Raw genomic sequence first — 17,344 nt, forward strand, 5'->3', positions numbered from 1 at the left:
GAGAGCGCTCGTTCGGTGCGGTGTTTTTCGCCCTCGCCCCTCTGGGGAGAGGGATGGGGTGAGGGGATAACATAATCCTCCCCCCAAAGGCAGTACTTATAACAATAACCCCACTCTCTACAAGGCTCGGGGTGCCCGGAAAGGGCAAATACAGGTCAGCGACAACGCATGGCATAACGCCATAATCAGGAAATTAAACTATGTGTGGAATTGTTGGCGCAGTTGCGCAGCGTGATATTGCTGAAATCCTTCTCGAAGGTTTACGTCGTCTGGAATACCGTGGTTACGACTCTGCCGGTCTGGCAGTTGTGGATGCAGAAGGGCATATGACCCGTCTGCGTCGTCTCGGTAAAGTGCAGATGCTGGCCCAGGCTGCGGAAGATCATCCGCTGCACGGTGGCACGGGTATTGCGCACACCCGCTGGGCGACCCACGGCGAACCGTCAGAAGGCAATGCGCACCCGCATGTGTCCGAACACATCGTGGTCGTGCATAACGGCATTATCGAAAACCACGAACCGCTGCGCGAAGAACTTAAAGCGCGCGGCTATACCTTCGTCTCTGAAACCGACACCGAAGTTATTGCTCACCTGGTTCACTGGGAGCTGGAGCAGGGCGGTACACTGCGTGAAGCGGTGCTGCGCGCGATCCCTCAGCTGCGCGGTGCGTACGGTACGGTAATCATGGATTCACGCGATCCATCCACGCTGCTGGCCGCACGTTCCGGTAGCCCAATGGTTATCGGTCTGGGCATGGGCGAGAACTTTATCGCCTCTGACCAGCTGGCACTTCTGCCGGTTACCCGTCGCTTTATCTTCCTGGAAGAGGGTGATATCGCGGAAGTGACGCGTCGCAGCGTGACGGTATTCGATACCAAAGGCGAGCAGGTGAAACGCCCGGAGATCGAATCCAATCTGCAGTACGACGCAGGCGACAAAGGCGCTTACCGTCACTACATGCAGAAAGAAATTTACGAGCAGCCGAACGCCATCAAAAACACCCTGACCGGGCGCATCAGCCACGGCGAGGTGGACCTGAGCGAACTGGGCGCCAACGCCAATGAGCTGCTCGGTAAGGTTGAGCATATTCAGATCGTGGCCTGCGGTACCTCCTACAACTCCGGTATGGTCTCACGCTACTGGTTTGAATCCCTGGCCGGTGTTCCGTGTGATGTGGAAATTGCTTCAGAATTCCGCTACCGCAAATCCGCGGTGCGTCGTAATAGCCTGATGATCACCCTTTCCCAGTCTGGCGAAACGGCGGACACCCTGGCGGCGCTGCGTCTCTCTAAAGAGCTGGGTTATCTGGGCTCTCTGGCCATCTGTAACGTGCCGGGTTCTTCGCTGGTTCGTGAATCCGATCTGGCGCTGATGACCAACGCAGGTACGGAAATCGGCGTGGCCTCCACCAAAGCGTTTACCACTCAGCTGACCGTTCTGCTGATGCTGGTGGCGAAACTGGCGCGTCTGAAAGGGCAGGATGCGGCTGTTGAGCATGACATCGTTCATGGCCTGCAGGCGCTGCCAAGCCGTATTGAGCAGATGCTGTCTCAGGACAAACGCATTGAAGCGCTGGCGGAAGATTTCTCTGACAAACATCACGCCCTGTTCCTCGGCCGTGGCGATCAGTATCCAATTGCGCTGGAAGGCGCGTTGAAGCTGAAAGAGATCTCCTACATCCACGCGGAAGCTTACGCAGCAGGCGAGCTGAAACACGGCCCGCTGGCGCTGATTGACGCAGACATGCCGGTCATCGTTGTGGCACCTAACAACGAACTGCTGGAAAAACTGAAGTCCAATATCGAAGAAGTCCGCGCCCGCGGTGGTGTACTGTACGTCTTCGCCGATAAAGACGCCGGCTTTGCGAGCAGCGACAATATGCACATCATCGAGATGCCGCATGTGGAAGAGGTGATTGCCCCTATCTTCTACACCGTTCCGCTGCAGTTGCTGGCCTATCACGTCGCGCTGATCAAAGGCACTGACGTTGACCAGCCACGTAACCTGGCGAAATCGGTCACCGTAGAATAATCCCCTCAGGCTCCACCTTCGGGTGGAGCTTTTTTACCCTTCCTGGTTTGTTTTTAATCAACCCATCCGCATTTTTATTTATGACAATCTGTCATCTTCAGCTACTTTTTTCAGTGTCACATAAAGAAAATATTTCTGAAAACTTGCTGTCATGTAAGTGGTTAACTAGATGATAATTAAATGAATTTTTACTGATATTTAAGCTAAATTTTCATTGTCATAAAACTGTCATAATTCGTACATTTATCTGTCACCTGTTTGTCCTATTTTGCTCATCGTAGCCACTAAACAACGATTTACGAAAATCTTGCAGGAGACATTATGAAAGTTATGCGTACCACTGTCGCAACTGTTGTCGCCGCGACCTTATCTCTGAGCGCGTTCTCTGTATTTGCAGAAGCAAGCCTGACTGGCGCTGGTGCAACCTTCCCTGCGCCGGTGTATGCCAAATGGGCGGATACCTACCAGAAAGAAACCGGTAACAAGGTTAACTATCAGGGTATCGGCTCCTCCGGTGGCGTAAAACAAATTACCGCGAATACCGTTGATTTCGGCGCATCAGACGCTCCACTGTCTGATGACAAACTGGCGCAGGAAGGCCTGTTTCAGTTCCCGACCGTTATCGGTGGTGTTGTGCTGGCCGTTAACATTCCAGGCCTGAAATCAGGCGAGCTGGTCCTGGACGGCAAAACCCTGGGTGACATCTACCTCGGTAAAATCAAAAAATGGGATGACGAAGCCATCACCAAACTGAACCCGGGTGTCAAACTGCCTTCGCAGAACATCGCAGTGGTTCGTCGTGCAGATGGTTCCGGTACCTCTTTCGTTTTCACCAGCTACCTGGCGAAAGTGAACGAAGAGTGGAAATCTAAAGTCGGTTCCGGCTCTACCGTTAACTGGCCAACCGGTCTGGGTGGTAAAGGCAACGACGGTATCGCCGCGTTCGTACAGCGTCTGCCTGGTTCTATCGGCTATGTAGAGTATGCGTATGCTAAGCAGAACAACCTGTCCTACACCAAACTGGTTTCTGCCGATGGCAAGCCAGTCAGCCCGACTGAAGAGAACTTTGCTAACGCTGCAAAAGGCGCTGACTGGAGCAAATCCTTCGCTCAGGATCTGACTAACCAGAAAGGCGAAGGTGCGTGGCCAATCACCTCTACCACCTTCATTCTGGTTCACAAAGAGCAGAAGAAACCTGAGCAGGGCGCTGAAGTGTTGAAGTTCTTTGACTGGGCGTACAAAAACGGCGGCAAACAGGCTAACGCGCTGGATTACGCCACCCTGCCGGACAACGTGGTTGAGCAGATTCGCGCTGCATGGAAAACCAACGTGAAAGACAGCAGCGGTAAAGCATTGTATTAATTTAGTATTCTGACGAAAATGGCGGGTGGCGCTCGCGCTACCCGCCGATTTCGTAAACGCGTTTAACAGAAGAGTGATTTATGGCTGCAACAAAGCCTGCATTTAACCCTCCGGGTAAAAAAGGTGACATGATTTTCAGCGCGCTGGTCAAACTGGCTGCGCTGATTGTGCTATTGCTGCTGGGCGGCATTATCGTGTCCCTGATTTTCTCCTCCTGGCCGAGCATCCAGAAATTCGGTTTCTCCTTCCTGTGGACCAAAGAGTGGGATGCGCCGAACGATATCTACGGTGCGCTGGTGCCGATTTACGGCACGCTGGTGACGTCGTTTATCGCCCTGCTGATTGCGGTGCCGGTGAGCTTTGGTATTGCCCTGTTCCTGACGGAACTGGCGCCGGGCTGGCTGCGTCGTCCACTGGGTATCGCCATTGAACTGCTGGCCGCTATTCCAAGTATCGTGTACGGCATGTGGGGCCTGTTTATCTTTGCTCCCCTGTTCGCAACGTACTTCCAGGAACCGGTGGGGAATGTTCTCTCCGCCATTCCGTTTGTCGGTACCCTGTTCTCTGGCCCGGCTTTCGGTATCGGTATTCTGGCTGCGGGGGTGATCCTCGCCATTATGATTATTCCGTACATTGCGGCGGTAATGCGCGATGTCTTCGAACAAACGCCGGTGATGATGAAAGAGTCGGCCTACGGCATCGGCTGCACCACCTGGGAAGTTATCTGGCGCATCGTCCTTCCGTTCACCAAAAATGGGGTGATTGGCGGCGTCATGCTGGGGTTAGGCCGTGCTTTGGGTGAAACCATGGCGGTGACCTTTATTATCGGTAACACCTACCAGCTCGATAGCGCCTCCCTCTACATGCCGGGTAACAGTATTACTTCCGCACTGGCGAATGAATTTGCCGAAGCGGAATCCGGACTGCACGTCGCGGCGCTGATGGAACTGGGCCTGATCCTGTTTGTGATTACCTTCATTGTGCTGGCGATCTCCAAGCTGATGATCCTGCGTCTCGCAAAAAATGAGGGGGCACGCTAATGGCAACTCTCGAAATGCAAAGCACCACTGCGCTGGCGGAATCCCGTCGCAAAATGCAGGCGAAGCGTCGTTTCAAAAACCGCGTTGCGTTGACGCTCTCAATGGCAACGATGGCGTTCGGTCTGTTCTGGCTGGTCTGGATCCTGTTCTCGACCGTTGTGCGCGGCATCGACGGGATGTCGCTGTCACTGTTCACCGAGATGACGCCGCCGCCAAATACGGCGGGCGGCGGCCTGGCGAATGCCCTGGCGGGAAGCGGTTTGCTGATCCTCTGGGCGACGGTAGTTGGTACGCCGCTTGGCATTATGGCGGGGATTTATCTGGCGGAGTACGGGCGTAAATCCTGGCTGGCAGAGGTGATTCGTTTCATTAACGACATCCTGCTGTCTGCGCCGTCTATCGTGGTCGGTCTGTTTGTTTACACCATTGTGGTGGCGCAAATGGAACACTTCTCCGGCTGGGCAGGTGTGATTGCGCTGGCGTTGCTGCAGGTACCTATCGTCATTCGTACCACCGAGAACATGCTGAAACTGGTGCCGGATAGCCTGCGTGAAGCGGCTTACGCGCTGGGCACGCCGAAGTGGAAAATGATCTCCGCGATTACGCTGAAAGCCTCCGTATCGGGGATCATGACCGGTATCCTGCTGGCCATTGCCCGTATTGCAGGCGAAACGGCACCGCTGCTGTTTACTGCCCTCTCCAACCAGTTCTGGAGTACGGACATGATGCAGCCGATCGCCAACCTGCCGGTGACGATTTTTAAATTTGCGATGAGCCCATTCGCGGAATGGCAGCAGCTGGCCTGGGCCGGGGTGCTGATCATTACCCTTTGCGTACTGTTGCTGAACATTCTGGCGCGCGTCATTTTCGCGAAGCAGAAACACGGTTAAATTTTTACGGCGCGGCAGATCGCGGCGCCGAATGAGGAAATGAGTCAATGAGTATGGTTGATACTGCCCCGGGTAAGATTCAGGTTCGTGATTTGAACTTCTACTACGGCAAATTCCATGCCCTGAAGAACATCAACCTGGATATCGCCAGGAACCAGGTCACGGCATTTATCGGTCCGTCTGGCTGTGGTAAATCCACGCTACTGCGTACCTTTAACAAAATGTATTCGCTCTATCCGGAGCAGCGTGCCGAAGGTGAAATCATCCTGGACGGCGATAACATTCTGACCAACAGCCAGGATATCGCCCTGCTGCGTGCGAAAGTTGGGATGGTGTTCCAGAAACCGACGCCGTTCCCGATGTCCATCTATGACAACATCGCCTTTGGCGTACGTCTGTTTGAAAAGCTCTCCCGTACGGATATGGATGAGCGCGTTCAGTGGGCTTTGACCAAGGCCGCATTATGGAACGAAACCAAAGATAAGTTGCACCAGAGCGGTTACTCTCTCTCCGGTGGTCAGCAGCAGCGTCTGTGCATTGCGCGTGGTATCGCCATTCGCCCGGAAGTGTTGTTGCTGGATGAGCCGTGTTCAGCTCTGGACCCGATCTCAACCGGCCGTATTGAAGAGTTGATCACCGAGCTGAAGCAGGATTACACCGTGGTTATCGTGACCCACAACATGCAGCAGGCTGCGCGTTGTTCCGATTACACGGCGTTTATGTACCTGGGCGAGTTGATTGAGTTCAGTAATACGGACGATCTGTTCACCAAGCCCGCTAAAAAGCAAACAGAAGACTATATCACCGGTCGTTACGGTTGATTCAGGAGCGCGCTATGGACAATCTCAATCTTAACAAACACATTTCAGGCCAGTTCAACGCAGAGCTGGAAAGTATTCGCACTCAGGTGATGACCATGGGTGGCATGGTTGAGCAGCAGCTTTCCGATGCCATTACCGCGATGCACAACCAGGACAGCGAGCTGGCGAAGCGCGTTATCGAAGGTGATAAAAACGTCAATATGATGGAAGTCGCCATTGATGAAGCCTGCGTGCGTATTATCGCCAAGCGTCAGCCAACGGCGAGCGACCTGCGTCTGGTTATGGCGATCATCAAAACCATCGCCGAGCTGGAGCGTATTGGTGACGTTGCGGATAAAATCTGCCGCACCGCGCTGGAGAAATTCTCTCAGCAGCACCAGCCACTGCTGGTGAGCCTCGAGTCGCTGGGTCGTCATACCGTGCAGATGCTGCATGACGTACTGGATGCCTTTGCGCGAATGGATCTGGACGAAGCGGTACGTATCTACCGTGAAGACAAAAAGGTCGACCAGGAGTATGAAGGCATCGTGCGTCAGCTGATGACCTACATGATGGAAGACTCCCGTACGATCCCAAGCGTCCTGACCGCGCTGTTCTGCGCGCGCTCAATCGAGCGTATCGGTGACCGTTGCCAGAACATTTGCGAATACATCTTCTACTTCGTGAAAGGACAGGATTTCCGTCACGTTGGCGGCGATGAGCTGGACAAGCTGCTGGCGGGTAAAGATCCGAAAGAGTGATGCGCTAACATGCCCGGTGCTGCTGCGCTTACCGGGCCTGCGAACCTTATAGGCCGGATAAGCGTCAGCGCTATCCGGCTTTTTTTAGCGAGTAATATTCCACCCGCGAGCCTTCCACAATTCTGGCAGCTGCGCCAGATCGGTGAAGGTCGTCACTTTTGGATGATCGATCGGTTTGTTGTGCGGATCGGCGCAGAAGTAAAACACCTCCATACCCGCATCAATCCCCGACTGCGCTCCCGCAGAAGAGTCATCCACCAGAATGCAGTTCGCCACGTTAACGTTCATCGCTTTTGCTGCATGGAACATCAACGCCGGGTCTGGCTTCCAGCGCTGGATATCGTAGCCGCTGAACAGTTTTTCCGGGAAGTGGTGCAACATTTCAAGCTTACCCAGCGAGTGCTGCATTTTGCTGACCGGACCGTTCGAGACCACGCAGATGGGCACCGTCATCGCATCCAGAAGCGCATTCGCCCCGGCAATGACCTCCAGCTCGGAGTCGAAGAGGCGTGCGACCTCGGCGCGGTAGACCGGCTCCAGATCTGCTTTCGCCAGATCCACACCGTGCTCTTCGTTAATGATGTCGATGATCTCGTAGAGCTTCACGCCCTTAAAGCGTTTAAACACCTCTTCGAGATCCAGCGTAATGCCAAATTCCCTGAACATGGTCACATACGCGCGGGAACAAATGACCTCACTGTCGACCAGCGTACCGTCGCAGTCGAAAAATACCGCTTCAATTCCGGACATGCCTTTCCCTTTTTACAAGTTTAACGTTTACGTACGGCAGTTTAATGAGACGCAATCGTTGCCGTATAAGCAAAATCAATGAAAAAATGTCTCTCGTAACCGCCACTATTGTCGCATTTTGGTATAGGATAGCGACGAATTTTCCCTCCTTGTTCGGAAATTGATGATGAGTCAACAACACACTACCCAGACATCTGGTCAGGGTCTGCTTGAGCGCGTGTTTAAACTGCGTGAGCACGGCACAACGGCACGCACCGAAGTGATCGCCGGTTTCACCACCTTCCTGACGATGGTCTATATCGTTTTTGTTAACCCACAAATTCTGGGCGTTGCTGGCATGGACACCAGCGCCGTCTTCGTGACCACCTGTCTGATCGCTGCGCTGGGCAGTATCCTGATGGGTGTGTTCGCTAACCTGCCCGTGGCGCTGGCCCCGGCAATGGGTCTGAACGCTTTCTTCGCGTTCGTGGTCGTCCAGGCGATGGGTCTGCCATGGCAGGTCGGCATGGGTGCTATCTTCTGGGGCGCGGTTGGCCTGCTGTTGCTGACCATTTTCCGCGTACGTTACTGGATGATAGCCAATATTCCGGTGAGCCTGCGCGTGGGCATTACCAGCGGTATTGGTCTGTTTATCGGCATGATGGGTCTGAAAAACGCAGGCGTTATCGTGGCTAACCCGGACACGCTGGTGAGCATCGGTCACCTGACCTCGCACAACGTGCTGCTGGGCGTGCTGGGCTTCTTTATCATCGCTATCCTGGCTTCGCGCAATATTCATGCGGCCGTGCTGGTTTCTATCGTGGTCACCACGCTGCTGGGCTGGATGCTGGGCGATGTGCAGTACAAAGGGATTGTCTCCGCGCCACCGAGCGTATCTACCGTCATTGGGCACGTCGATCTGGCAGGCTCCCTGAACCTGGGTCTGGCGGGCGTGATTTTCTCCTTCATGCTGGTTAACCTGTTTGACTCCTCCGGTACGCTGATTGGCGTGACCGACAAAGCCGGCCTGGCGGATGAGAATGGGAAATTCCCTCGCATGAAGCAGGCGCTGTTCGTTGACAGTGTCTCCTCTGTCACCGGCGCGTTTATCGGTACATCGTCTGTTACCGCTTACATTGAATCCTCTTCAGGTGTCTCTGTGGGTGGCCGTACCGGTCTGACGGCTGTTGTGGTGGGTATCCTGTTCCTGCTGGTGATCTTCCTGTCGCCGCTGGCGGGCATGGTGCCTCCGTATGCGGCAGCCGGCGCGCTGATCTACGTGGGGGTGTTAATGACCTCCAGCCTGTCGCGCGTGAAGTGGGATGATTTAACCGAAGCGGTGCCTGCGTTTATTACCGCGGTGATGATGCCGTTTAGCTTCTCGATCACTGAAGGTATCGCGCTGGGCTTTATCTCCTACTGCGTCATGAAGATTGGTACCGGTCGCTTCCGCGACCTCAGCCCGTGCGTCATCATTGTGGCGCTGCTGTTTGTGCTGAAGATTGTTTTTATTGATGCCAAATAAACAGAAAGCCCTTTTCGACGAAAAGGGCTTTTGTGTTTGCGCCCTCTCCCTGTGGGAGAGGGCCAGAGTGAGGGTGTCAGGCTACGTTTAAGCTTTCACTCGCTTAATATAATCACCAAACGCGGTGAGCTGGCCAGAAAGATGGTCACGCGTACTTTGATCCACCACTTCACCCGTCTGCGGGTCGACCTTGTTCTGAATCACGCCCCCCATAAATTCCGGTTTGTTCATTACCATCGCATCCAGGAAGACCAGGATCTGACGCAGATGGTACTGGCAGCGTGCCCCGCCAATCGCGCCCATAGAGCTGGTCTGGATCAGCACCGGTTTACCCGACAGCGGTTGCTCCGGGAGACGGGATAACCAGTCAATGGCGTTCTTCAGGCCACCCGGGACGGAGTAGTTATATTCAGGCGTAACAATCACCACGCCGTCGGCCTGGCGGATCTGCTCTGCAAGCGCTTCTACGCTCTGTGGAAACCCTTCTTCCTGCTGCACATCCGCGTCGTAAAGCGGAATGTCGCCAATCGATGGCAGGGCGCTAATGTCCATACCTGCCGGTGCCAGCTGAGGCAGCGTGCGGGCAACCATCCCGTTAAATGAACCTTTGCGCAGGCTTCCCAGTAACGTAACAACTTTCAACGTATCAGACATGATTACTCCTGTTTCATCATGATGACCCTGAATGGATCAGCTAAGGGTATATGCTTTTTCTGCCGGTAAACTGGTTAATCTCATCAGGCGTGCGGCGGGTTCGTTGGCTCGCTCGGGCACATCCGGAAGGCTACTCCATCCGTGTTGACTGTCAAATTCCCAGATTTTCAATCGTTCGATGGCGGGGGTCACCGCGATGGACCAAATCAGTACGTCTTCGGCATCGCTGAGCGCCTCTACCAGCGTGGCTTTAGCGGAACGCAGACGTCCGGAGCCGGGAAGCAATTGCAGCAGGCTGGCGTCGTCTGATGCACAGCCACAGAGCTTTCGAATGCTCTGGCGTAAGGTAATGAGCTGAGCTCTGGCCTCGATGGGATCGTTCTGGTTACGCACCCACAGCTTTTCATTGCTGGAAAGCGGGTAGTCATCGTGCGGGTTCGCGCCGTGGAAGCCGCGGGTTGCGTGCTGAAGCTCCATGTCCAGGCCGCAATCCCCTTCAGTGGTGAGCGCGACGCCAATGATATTGCCCGTATAGGCAATGGAGAAACGCGGCAGCTCCGGGTCGGCAAAGACCGGGCGGCCTTCAGGTTGGGTGAGGATATCCGGCAGTTCACTGGTGCCGTACAGCATGAACATCAGCTCAGCGAGAAGCGCGCGGGATGCCAAAAACCGCGTCCGGCGATGCTCCGGCAGTTTACGTGCTTCCTGGTGACACGCGGATGAAATTCTGGCCGATACGAGATGTCCCTCTGTCAGTATCCCTCTTGCAAAGTGCGTTGCCATTTTTCGCTCCTTGATAATGGTCGTATTCGGTTAAACGGTTACATGATTATCGCTTAACTTGCCTTCTGTTTTAATCAGTAAATGGGAGTAAGAGAAGCCTGAGCACCCAACTTTACATTTTCTTAGGCAAAAATAAGCGCTGGAGCGGCATATAGCGCTTTGATTGTCTCACGGAGCCAGAGGATTTTCGGATTATGGCTGTTTCGTTTATGCCAGATCAGCGTGAAAGGAACGGTCAGTTTTTCAGCCTGGGCTTCATCAATGGGAATGGGCAGGGCGATCAGCTTACGCTGGTGGAGTTGATTATAGTGATGGCAGTAGTGTGGCGCCGTGGCGATGTAGTTATGGCCTGGCTGCGCCGCCATAAACATCGACTGTTCGAAACCGGGCAGGCTCATGGCGATATTACGCTCACGTCCCATCTCTCTGAGCACCTCATCAAGCGCCCAGGTGTCGCTGCGCTCCCAGAAGATGCTGATATGCGGATAGCGCAGGAAAGTCTCCAGGTTCCACTCTTCCTGAAGAGCCGGATGATCTTCGCGCAAATAGACGCAGGGGCGGTCGCTGAACAGAATTTCGTAGTCGATAAACCACGGCATCAGCTTCAACAGCTCGCGGGAGCGCGGATGTGTTTCACGGCCCGTGAAGCCAAGATCGACTTCTCCGCGCGTAATGGCATCCACCGAGTCGTAATCCCAGTGGCGCATCTTTACCGTGGCCTGTGGATAGCGCTGATTGACCTGCTCGAGCAGGGCATTAAAGCGGATCAGCATCAGAGGCGTTTCCGCGGCCAGCACGAACGTCAGCCCGCCCGGGGAGTCATGATGGAATTTATCGAGGATCTGATTGCCAATCTGCATCCAGTCGGCCAGATCCTGCTCCAGACTCATCGTCAGCGGTGTCGGCAGCAGGCCTAACGGTGTTTTCACAAACAGCGGATCGTCAAACCAGTCGCGCAGTTTCGCCAGCGATTTACTTACCGCGGACGGGGTCACGTTCATCCGTTTCGCGGCTTTGGTTACGCTGCGCTCCTGCAGCAAAAGCTGCAGGCACAACAACAGGTTAAGATCGAGACTGCTGATTGGCTTCTTCATAATGGGCCGCGGGCTGGATGACCATAAGTAAGGTGATGCAGAGCATGCTACAACCAATCAGAATCCCGATCAGCATATTGAGCGCATTAAGGCCGATGACCGCCGCCAGCCATATCCACAGCGACGAACCGCAGACCTGTGCAATACCCAGCACCGAGCTTGCCACACCCGCGCGCAGCGAGAACGGGCCAAGTGCCTGACTCATCGCCACGCCAAAGCCGACGGAGAAGCCGGCGCAAATCAGCGTAATCCCTACCAGCATCAGCGCATGTGTGCTGGTGGTCGCCAGAATCCCCCCCGCAGCGAGGAACAGCACCTGCGAGGTTAGCATGAGCGTGCGCTGACGGAAGATATTCAGTGCGAACGGCGTCGAGAACGAGACGGCCATACTGACCATCGCGGTAAGTGCCATCACGGTGGAATACTCACCGCGATCAAACCCCATGGTCTCCATCAGCAACACCGGGGAAACGTTTACATACGTCAGGATCACTGCCACGCTCAGTGTGGTAATGGCCAGGCGACTCAGGAAAAAGCGGTTTAGCAGCGTCTCGGCCGGATGAAGGGTTGCCGTATGGCCTGCGTTTTGCGAGCCTGGATGGGTCTCTTTCAGCACCGTGATCGAGAGGATAAAGACCAGCGCACCCATGGCCGCCATCGTCCAGAACAGGCTCTGCCACGGGAATTTCAGCATGATCAGATAGCCCACCACCGGCGCCATCACCGGAATGATGCAGGTAATACCGTTGAGCATGGAAAGCACTTTGGCACGGCGCTGGGCGCTTAAGGTATCGCGCAGGATGGCGAAGGCCACCACATAACAGCCACCGGCACCTATCCCCTGGATAAAGCGTCCTGTCAGGAACAGGGTACTGTCCTGGGCCAGGGAGCAGAGCATTGACGCCAGCGCGAAGATGATGGCACAGGTAATGGCCACGGGCTGACGACCCGCTTTGTCCGCGATTTTCCCGGCAAATACCATCGATGATGCCATCCCGGCGAGATAGGCCGAAAACGCAATATGCAGCTGCGCCTCGCTGGCACCCAGATCGCGGGCAATGTGCGGCAGTCCCACCAGATACATATCAATACCCGATGGATAAAGCAGAACCAGCGCAAAACTACAAAACAGAAAACGAGCCATAAACCCCCCATAGATGCAGGCAAGCAGAATAGGGGGATAAAAGGGATTAGGCGAGTTGCCATTTGGACAAAGGTGATTTCCGGGGAGGAAATCACCTTTAATCAGCGGTAATTATTTGCCAATACAGAAGCTCGAGAAAATCCGTCCCAGCAGATCGTCCGAGGTAAATTCGCCGGTTATCTCACTCAGATTTTGCTGCGCCAGACGCAGCTCTTCAGCCAGCAGTTCACCCGCCCATGCGCCAAGCAGCTGCGCTTTCCCCTGATCGAGGTGGCGTGCCGCGTCTTCCAGCGCCTGAAGGTGACGACGGCGCGCAAGGAAGCCGCCTTCCATACTGGTATCAAAGCCCATGCTCTGTTTGAGATGGTTGCGCAGGTCGTCAACGCCTTCACCGGTACGGGCCGACAGGCGAATAAGTGAGTGGCCATTCACTTCACTAATACCCAGCGTTTCGCCGGTCACATCCGCTTTGTTACGCACCACGGTGATCGGCAGTTTTGCCGGCAGGCGGGCAATAAAGTCTGGCCAGATGTCCGCCGGATCAACGGCATCGGTCGTGGTACCGTCCACCATAAACAGCACGCGGTCAGCCTGCTCAATCTCTTGCCAGGCACGTTCGATACCGATGCGCTCTACTTCGTCACTGGCGTCGCGAAGACCTGCCGTGTCGATGATGTGCAGCGGCATACCGTCGATATGAATATGCTCACGCAGCACGTCACGGGTGGTACCGGCGATGTCGGTGACGATCGCCGCTTCACGGCCCGCCAGGGCGTTGAGCAGGCTCGATTTACCGGCGTTAGGGCGGCCCGCAATCACGACCTTCATCCCCTCGCGCAGCAGGCTACCCTGACGTGCTTCGGCACGCACCGCGTCGAGATCGGCCATCACGCTATTGAGCTGAGCTTCAATTTTACCGTCTGAGAGGAAGTCGATCTCCTCATCCGGGAAATCGATAGCCGCTTCGACATAGATACGCAGGTGAGTAAGTGCTTCCACAAGATGATTCACGCGCGCCGAGAATGCGCCCTGAAGCGAGTTCAGTGCGGAGCGGGCTGCCTGCTCGGAGCTGGCGTCGATCAGGTCAGCAATTGCTTCTGCCTGTGCGAGGTCGAGCTTGTCGTTCAGGAAGGCACGCTCGGAGAACTCACCTGGCTTTGCAATGCGCAGGCCCGGCAGCGTCAGAATGCGTTTTAACAGCAGGTCGAGGATGACCGGGCCACCGTGGCCCTGCAGCTCCAGCACGTCTTCTCCGGTAAAGGAGTTCGGGCCCGGGAACCACAGCGCAATGCCCTGGTCCAGCGGCGTGCCGTCAGTGTCTTTAAACGGCAGATAATCAGCGTAGCGCGGCTTTGGCAGTTTACCCAGCACCGCTTCGGCGACCTCGCGGGCCTTCAGGCCGGAGATACGCAGAATGCCTACACCACCGCGTCCCGGTGGGGTTGCCTGGGCGACGATAGTGTCGTTATGGCTCATGGTTGGTCTCGTTCAATACAAATAAAAAAGGCGGTCAATCGACCGCCCTTATTTTAGCGTTAACTTACCGAATCAGGACTTTTTCTTTTCGCGGCTATGCAGGCCACGTTTTTCCAGACCACGGTAAATCAGCTGCTGCTGGATAATGGTCACCAGGTTGCTGACGATATAGTACAGCACCAGACCTGACGGGAACCACAGGAAGAACACGGTGAAGATGACCGGCATAAAGGTCATGATCTTCTGCTGCATCGGGTCGGTCACGGTGGTCGGCGACATCTTCTGGATGAAGAACATCGTTACGCCCATCAGGATCGGCAGGATGTAGTACGGGTCCTGTGCAGACAGGTCATGGATCCACAGGGCGAACGGCGCGTGGCGCAGCTCAACGGAACCCATCAGCATGTAGTACAGAGCAAGGAAGATTGGCATCTGAATCAGCAGCGGGAAGCAACCACCCAGTGGGTTCACTTTCTCTGCTTTATACAGGGCCATCATCTCCTGGCTCTGACGCTGTTTGTCATCGCCCAGACGCTCACGCATTGCCTGAATCTTAGGCTGCAGCATACGCATCTTCGCCATGGAGGTGTACTGCGCTTTAGTCAGCGGGTACATGATGCCACGTACGATGAAGGTGATAACGATGATGGAGAAGCCCCAGTTACCCAGGAAGCTGTGGATGAACTTCAGCAGCTTAAACAGCGGCTGAGAGATGAACCACAACCAGCCGTAGTCCACGGTCAGATCCAGGTGCGGCGCAACGGCAGCCATTTTGTCCTGGATTTCCGGACCGACCCACAGGGTGCTTGCCAGCTTACCGGTTTGACCCGGCTGTACCAGAACCGGCTGAGATTTGTAGCCAATGGCTGCAAGACCGTTACCCAGGTTCGCGGTATAGAAGTTGTTAGTACCGTCGTTCGTTGGCACCCACGCAGTGGCGAAATACTGCTGCAGCATTGCCACCCAACCGCCTTTAGCGCTGACGTTCAGGTTTTCGTTATCGGCAATGGTGTCGAATTTGTATTTCTCGTACTTCGCATCAGGCGTGGAGTACGCCGCGCCACGGAAGGTATGCAGCGCAAAGTTGCTGCTTCCGGTGTCACGGTGAGACGGCAGATTGATGGACTGCTTCAGCTGACCAAAGGTCGACAGTTCCAGCGGTTTCGCACCGGTGTTCTGAACGCTGTAGCCCACGTTCACCGCATATTCACCGCGTTTCAGGGTGAAGGTTTTGGTGAAGGTGTTGCCCGCGGCGTCGGTGTAGGTCATCGGGATAGCGATTTCGTTCTGACCATCAGCCAGTACGAAGGTCTCTTTCTCGACGTTGTACAGTGGACGCGCACCGTTAGCCGGGTTATCCGGGCCATCACGACCGGTCAGGCCGCTCTGGGCCTGGTAGATAAACTCAGGCGTGGTTTCCAGTAACTGGAACGGTTCGTTAGACTTCAGCTCTTTTGGGTAGGTCAACAGCAGCGCCTGCTCAACATCACCACCACGGGTGTTGATAGTCAGCTCAAGCACATCGGTCTTAACCGTAATCTGTTTCCCCTGGCCACTGGCCGGTACGCCCTGGTCGGCGGCGCTACCCGCTGCGGTGGTCGTAGTCTGCGTGGTCTGCTGCTGGGGTTGAGGATTTTTATCCTGCTCCCATGCCTGCCAGATCATGAAAGACACGAACAACAAAGCGATGATAAGAAGATTGCGTTGCGAATCCATCGTTAGTGTTCTCTGGTATCAAAGGGTCCTGGCGGGACGGGATCGTCTCCACCTGGGTGTAAAGGGTGGCATTTTAATACGCGTTTCACCGTCAACCAACTGCCTTTTATCACTCCAAACCTGCGCAATGCCTCAATTCCGTAGCTTGAGCATGTTGGCGTGAAACGGCAGTGCGGCCCGAGTAGCGGACTAATCAGGCGTTGATAGACCCGAATGAGGGCTATCAGGACCCGCGAGCCAGGCGACAATGGCGGCGCCATAATTTTTCCAACGCTTCCGAGAGAGCACGGTTATCGAGGTCGGCAACCCCTTTTTTAGCCACCACCACGAAATCCATTGAAGGCAGTTCGTGTTGACGTAAACGGAAGCTTTCACGCGTCAGACGTTTAATCCGATTGCGTTCATGCGCACGCTTAACGTTTTTCTTGGCGACAGTAAGACCGATGCGGGGATGCCCCAGCGAATTCAGGCGGCCGAGGATGGTGATTTGCGGCGTGCCAGCCCGTTGTGGCTGCTGGAAGACGAAAGTGAAATGAGTGGGAGTTAACAAACGTAACTCCCTGGGAAATGCTAGCTTAACCACTCAGGGGTTAGCTTTATTACTTGGAAACGGTCAGACGAGCGCGGCCTTTAGCACGACGACGTGCCAGAACCTGACGACCATTTTTAGTAGCCATACGAGCACGGAAGCCGTGAGAACGGTTGCGCTTCAGTACAGACGGTTGAAAAGTGCGTTTCATGGCGATTTCTACCTAAACTTGAATAAATTCACTGACTTTTGCGTATACCCGAACGAGTTTCGAACGACTAACGCCTCAGCGTGGGTGATTAAAGAGGCCGGATTGTAATAATTGTACACTCCGGAGTCAATTCTCTTTCCTTATTTCCCGCGTATTTCCGCACGTTTTCGCGTGGAAAATGAGCAACGGACGACGCAGGAAGATGAGCACCACGCGCCGGGTCGAGGATTATACGGCCTCCCAAACAAAGCGCAAGGATCGTCCCGGATCTTCGTTAGATCATTTAAGCAAGAAATTGTCTGTGCTCATTAATTTTTCCAATATGCGGGCTAAATCGTAGGGTACTCGCCCCAGGATCGTTTACACTTACCCGGTTTCCGATCTTCCTGTGGATAAATCGGGAAGAATCTGTGAGAAACAGAAGATCTCTGGCTCAGTTTAGGCTATGATCCGCGGTCCCGATCGGGATCCAGCGATCCTGGCCGGGTATAACCGCAGATAGCGGTTCGCACATCACCCTTTTGCACAGGGTCATGTCGATGTGCGCCAACAATCATGAATATTCAATAGTTTTCTTTTATTGTTCGAGTGGAGTCAGCC

Annotated in this window: 17 protein-coding genes; 7 read left to right on the top strand and 10 right to left on the bottom strand. The window is 54.7% G+C overall.

The window, feature by feature from the left end:
• Positions 1–200 precede the first annotated feature (200 nt).
• From glmS to phoU, 6 genes are all read left to right on the top strand, one after another.
• Positions 201–2,030, top strand: coding sequence for a glutamine--fructose-6-phosphate transaminase (isomerizing) (gene glmS, locus HV340_RS23110; protein ID WP_044857050.1), 1,830 nt, complete (start codon positions 201–203; stop codon positions 2,028–2,030).
• 321 nt (positions 2,031–2,351) lie between these two features.
• Positions 2,352–3,392 carry a phosphate ABC transporter substrate-binding protein PstS gene (pstS, locus tag HV340_RS23115; RefSeq protein WP_059305815.1) on the top strand — a complete coding sequence of 347 codons (1,041 nt, stop codon included), beginning with the start codon at positions 2,352–2,354 and terminating at the stop codon, positions 3,390–3,392.
• Positions 3,393–3,472: 80 nt separating this feature from the next.
• On the top strand, positions 3,473–4,432 hold the full coding sequence (gene pstC / locus HV340_RS23120) for a phosphate ABC transporter permease PstC (protein ID WP_014172288.1): 960 nt from the start codon (positions 3,473–3,475) through the stop codon (positions 4,430–4,432).
• Entirely contained in the window at positions 4,432–5,322 is an 891-nt protein-coding gene (gene pstA, locus HV340_RS23125; protein ID WP_014172289.1) for a phosphate ABC transporter permease PstA, read from the top strand. The genes pstC and pstA overlap by 1 nt, the downstream gene beginning before the upstream one ends.
• Positions 5,323–5,369: 47 nt before the next feature.
• Entirely contained in the window at positions 5,370–6,143 is a 774-nt protein-coding gene (gene pstB / locus HV340_RS23130) for a phosphate ABC transporter ATP-binding protein PstB (RefSeq protein WP_014172291.1), read from the top strand.
• Positions 6,144–6,157: 14 nt separating this feature from the next.
• On the top strand, positions 6,158–6,883 hold the full coding sequence (gene phoU / locus HV340_RS23135) for a phosphate signaling complex protein PhoU (protein ID WP_008500182.1): 726 nt from the start codon (positions 6,158–6,160) through the stop codon (positions 6,881–6,883).
• Between the two features lie 84 nt (positions 6,884–6,967).
• Here phoU and yieH read toward each other — a convergent pair whose 3' ends face one another.
• Entirely contained in the window at positions 6,968–7,633 is a 666-nt protein-coding gene (yieH, locus tag HV340_RS23140) for a 6-phosphogluconate phosphatase (protein ID WP_014172293.1), read from the bottom strand.
• 166 nt (positions 7,634–7,799) lie between these two features.
• Between yieH and HV340_RS23145 the strand changes: the two genes are divergently transcribed.
• On the top strand, positions 7,800–9,137 hold the full coding sequence (locus HV340_RS23145; RefSeq protein WP_138614807.1) for an NCS2 family permease: 1,338 nt from the start codon (positions 7,800–7,802) through the stop codon (positions 9,135–9,137).
• 87 nt (positions 9,138–9,224) lie between these two features.
• Here the strand turns inward: HV340_RS23145 and HV340_RS23150 are convergent, their stop codons facing one another.
• The 9 genes from HV340_RS23150 to rpmH all read right to left on the bottom strand — a co-directional run bounded on the left by HV340_RS23150 (position 9,225) and on the right by rpmH (position 16,744).
• Complete coding sequence (locus tag HV340_RS23150; RefSeq protein ID WP_020882759.1) at positions 9,225–9,791, bottom strand: NADPH-dependent FMN reductase; 567 nt, start codon at positions 9,789–9,791, stop codon at positions 9,225–9,227.
• Positions 9,792–9,827: 36 nt separating this feature from the next.
• Positions 9,828–10,574: a hypothetical protein gene (locus HV340_RS23155; protein WP_014172296.1), complete on the bottom strand. Its 747-nt coding sequence runs from the start codon at positions 10,572–10,574 to the stop codon at positions 9,828–9,830.
• Between the two features lie 122 nt (positions 10,575–10,696).
• The gene (gene yidZ / locus HV340_RS23160) at positions 10,697–11,668 is read right to left on the bottom strand and encodes an HTH-type transcriptional regulator YidZ (RefSeq protein ID WP_040018322.1); all 972 of its coding nucleotides are present in this window, start codon (positions 11,666–11,668) and stop codon (positions 10,697–10,699) included.
• Positions 11,637–12,812, bottom strand: coding sequence for an MFS transporter (locus HV340_RS23165; protein ID WP_020882757.1), 1,176 nt, complete (start codon positions 12,810–12,812; stop codon positions 11,637–11,639). Before HV340_RS23165 ends, yidZ begins: the two co-directional genes overlap by 32 nt.
• Positions 12,813–12,923: 111 nt before the next feature.
• On the bottom strand, positions 12,924–14,288 hold the full coding sequence (gene mnmE, locus HV340_RS23170) for a tRNA uridine-5-carboxymethylaminomethyl(34) synthesis GTPase MnmE (protein WP_014172299.1): 1,365 nt from the start codon (positions 14,286–14,288) through the stop codon (positions 12,924–12,926).
• A 72-nt stretch (positions 14,289–14,360) separates the two neighbouring features.
• The gene (gene yidC / locus HV340_RS23175; RefSeq protein WP_014172300.1) at positions 14,361–16,004 is read right to left on the bottom strand and encodes a membrane protein insertase YidC; all 1,644 of its coding nucleotides are present in this window, start codon (positions 16,002–16,004) and stop codon (positions 14,361–14,363) included.
• A gap of 2 nt (positions 16,005–16,006) precedes the next feature.
• Positions 16,007–16,264, bottom strand: coding sequence for a membrane protein insertion efficiency factor YidD (gene yidD / locus HV340_RS23180; protein WP_001307474.1), 258 nt, complete (start codon positions 16,262–16,264; stop codon positions 16,007–16,009).
• Entirely contained in the window at positions 16,228–16,587 is a 360-nt protein-coding gene (gene rnpA / locus HV340_RS23185) for a ribonuclease P protein component (protein ID WP_014172301.1), read from the bottom strand. Before rnpA ends, yidD begins: the two co-directional genes overlap by 37 nt.
• Positions 16,588–16,603: 16 nt before the next feature.
• Entirely contained in the window at positions 16,604–16,744 is a 141-nt protein-coding gene (rpmH, locus tag HV340_RS23190) for a 50S ribosomal protein L34 (RefSeq protein ID WP_000831330.1), read from the bottom strand.
• Positions 16,745–17,344 lie beyond the last annotated feature (600 nt).

The sequence above is a fragment of the Enterobacter sp. RHBSTW-00975 genome, assembly GCF_013615235.1.
Taxonomy (GTDB): Bacteria; Pseudomonadota; Gammaproteobacteria; order Enterobacterales; family Enterobacteriaceae; genus Enterobacter; species Enterobacter ludwigii.

Bases quoted from the DNA above. Each gene is read 5' to 3' on its own strand.
- pstB (WP_014172291.1), top strand. From the start codon at position 5,370: ATGAGTATGGTTGATACTGCCCCGGGTAAGATTCAGGTTCGTGATTTG.
- rpmH (WP_000831330.1), bottom strand. From the start codon at position 16,744: ATGAAACGCACTTTTCAACCGTCTGTACTGAAGCGCAACCGTTCTCAC.
- pstS (WP_059305815.1), top strand. From the start codon at position 2,352: ATGAAAGTTATGCGTACCACTGTCGCAACTGTTGTCGCCGCGACCTTA.
- mnmE (WP_014172299.1), bottom strand. From the start codon at position 14,288: ATGAGCCATAACGACACTATCGTCGCCCAGGCAACCCCACCGGGACGC.
- phoU (WP_008500182.1), top strand. From the start codon at position 6,158: ATGGACAATCTCAATCTTAACAAACACATTTCAGGCCAGTTCAACGCA.
- HV340_RS23165 (WP_020882757.1), bottom strand. From the start codon at position 12,812: ATGGCTCGTTTTCTGTTTTGTAGTTTTGCGCTGGTTCTGCTTTATCCA.
- HV340_RS23145 (WP_138614807.1), top strand. From the start codon at position 7,800: ATGAGTCAACAACACACTACCCAGACATCTGGTCAGGGTCTGCTTGAG.
- yidC (WP_014172300.1), bottom strand. From the start codon at position 16,004: ATGGATTCGCAACGCAATCTTCTTATCATCGCTTTGTTGTTCGTGTCT.
- HV340_RS23155 (WP_014172296.1), bottom strand. From the start codon at position 10,574: ATGGCAACGCACTTTGCAAGAGGGATACTGACAGAGGGACATCTCGTA.
- yidZ (WP_040018322.1), bottom strand. From the start codon at position 11,668: ATGAAGAAGCCAATCAGCAGTCTCGATCTTAACCTGTTGTTGTGCCTG.
- yidD (WP_001307474.1), bottom strand. From the start codon at position 16,264: ATGGCGCCGCCATTGTCGCCTGGCTCGCGGGTCCTGATAGCCCTCATT.
- HV340_RS23150 (WP_020882759.1), bottom strand. From the start codon at position 9,791: ATGTCTGATACGTTGAAAGTTGTTACGTTACTGGGAAGCCTGCGCAAA.
- yieH (WP_014172293.1), bottom strand. From the start codon at position 7,633: ATGTCCGGAATTGAAGCGGTATTTTTCGACTGCGACGGTACGCTGGTC.
- pstA (WP_014172289.1), top strand. From the start codon at position 4,432: ATGGCAACTCTCGAAATGCAAAGCACCACTGCGCTGGCGGAATCCCGT.
- pstC (WP_014172288.1), top strand. From the start codon at position 3,473: ATGGCTGCAACAAAGCCTGCATTTAACCCTCCGGGTAAAAAAGGTGAC.
- glmS (WP_044857050.1), top strand. From the start codon at position 201: ATGTGTGGAATTGTTGGCGCAGTTGCGCAGCGTGATATTGCTGAAATC.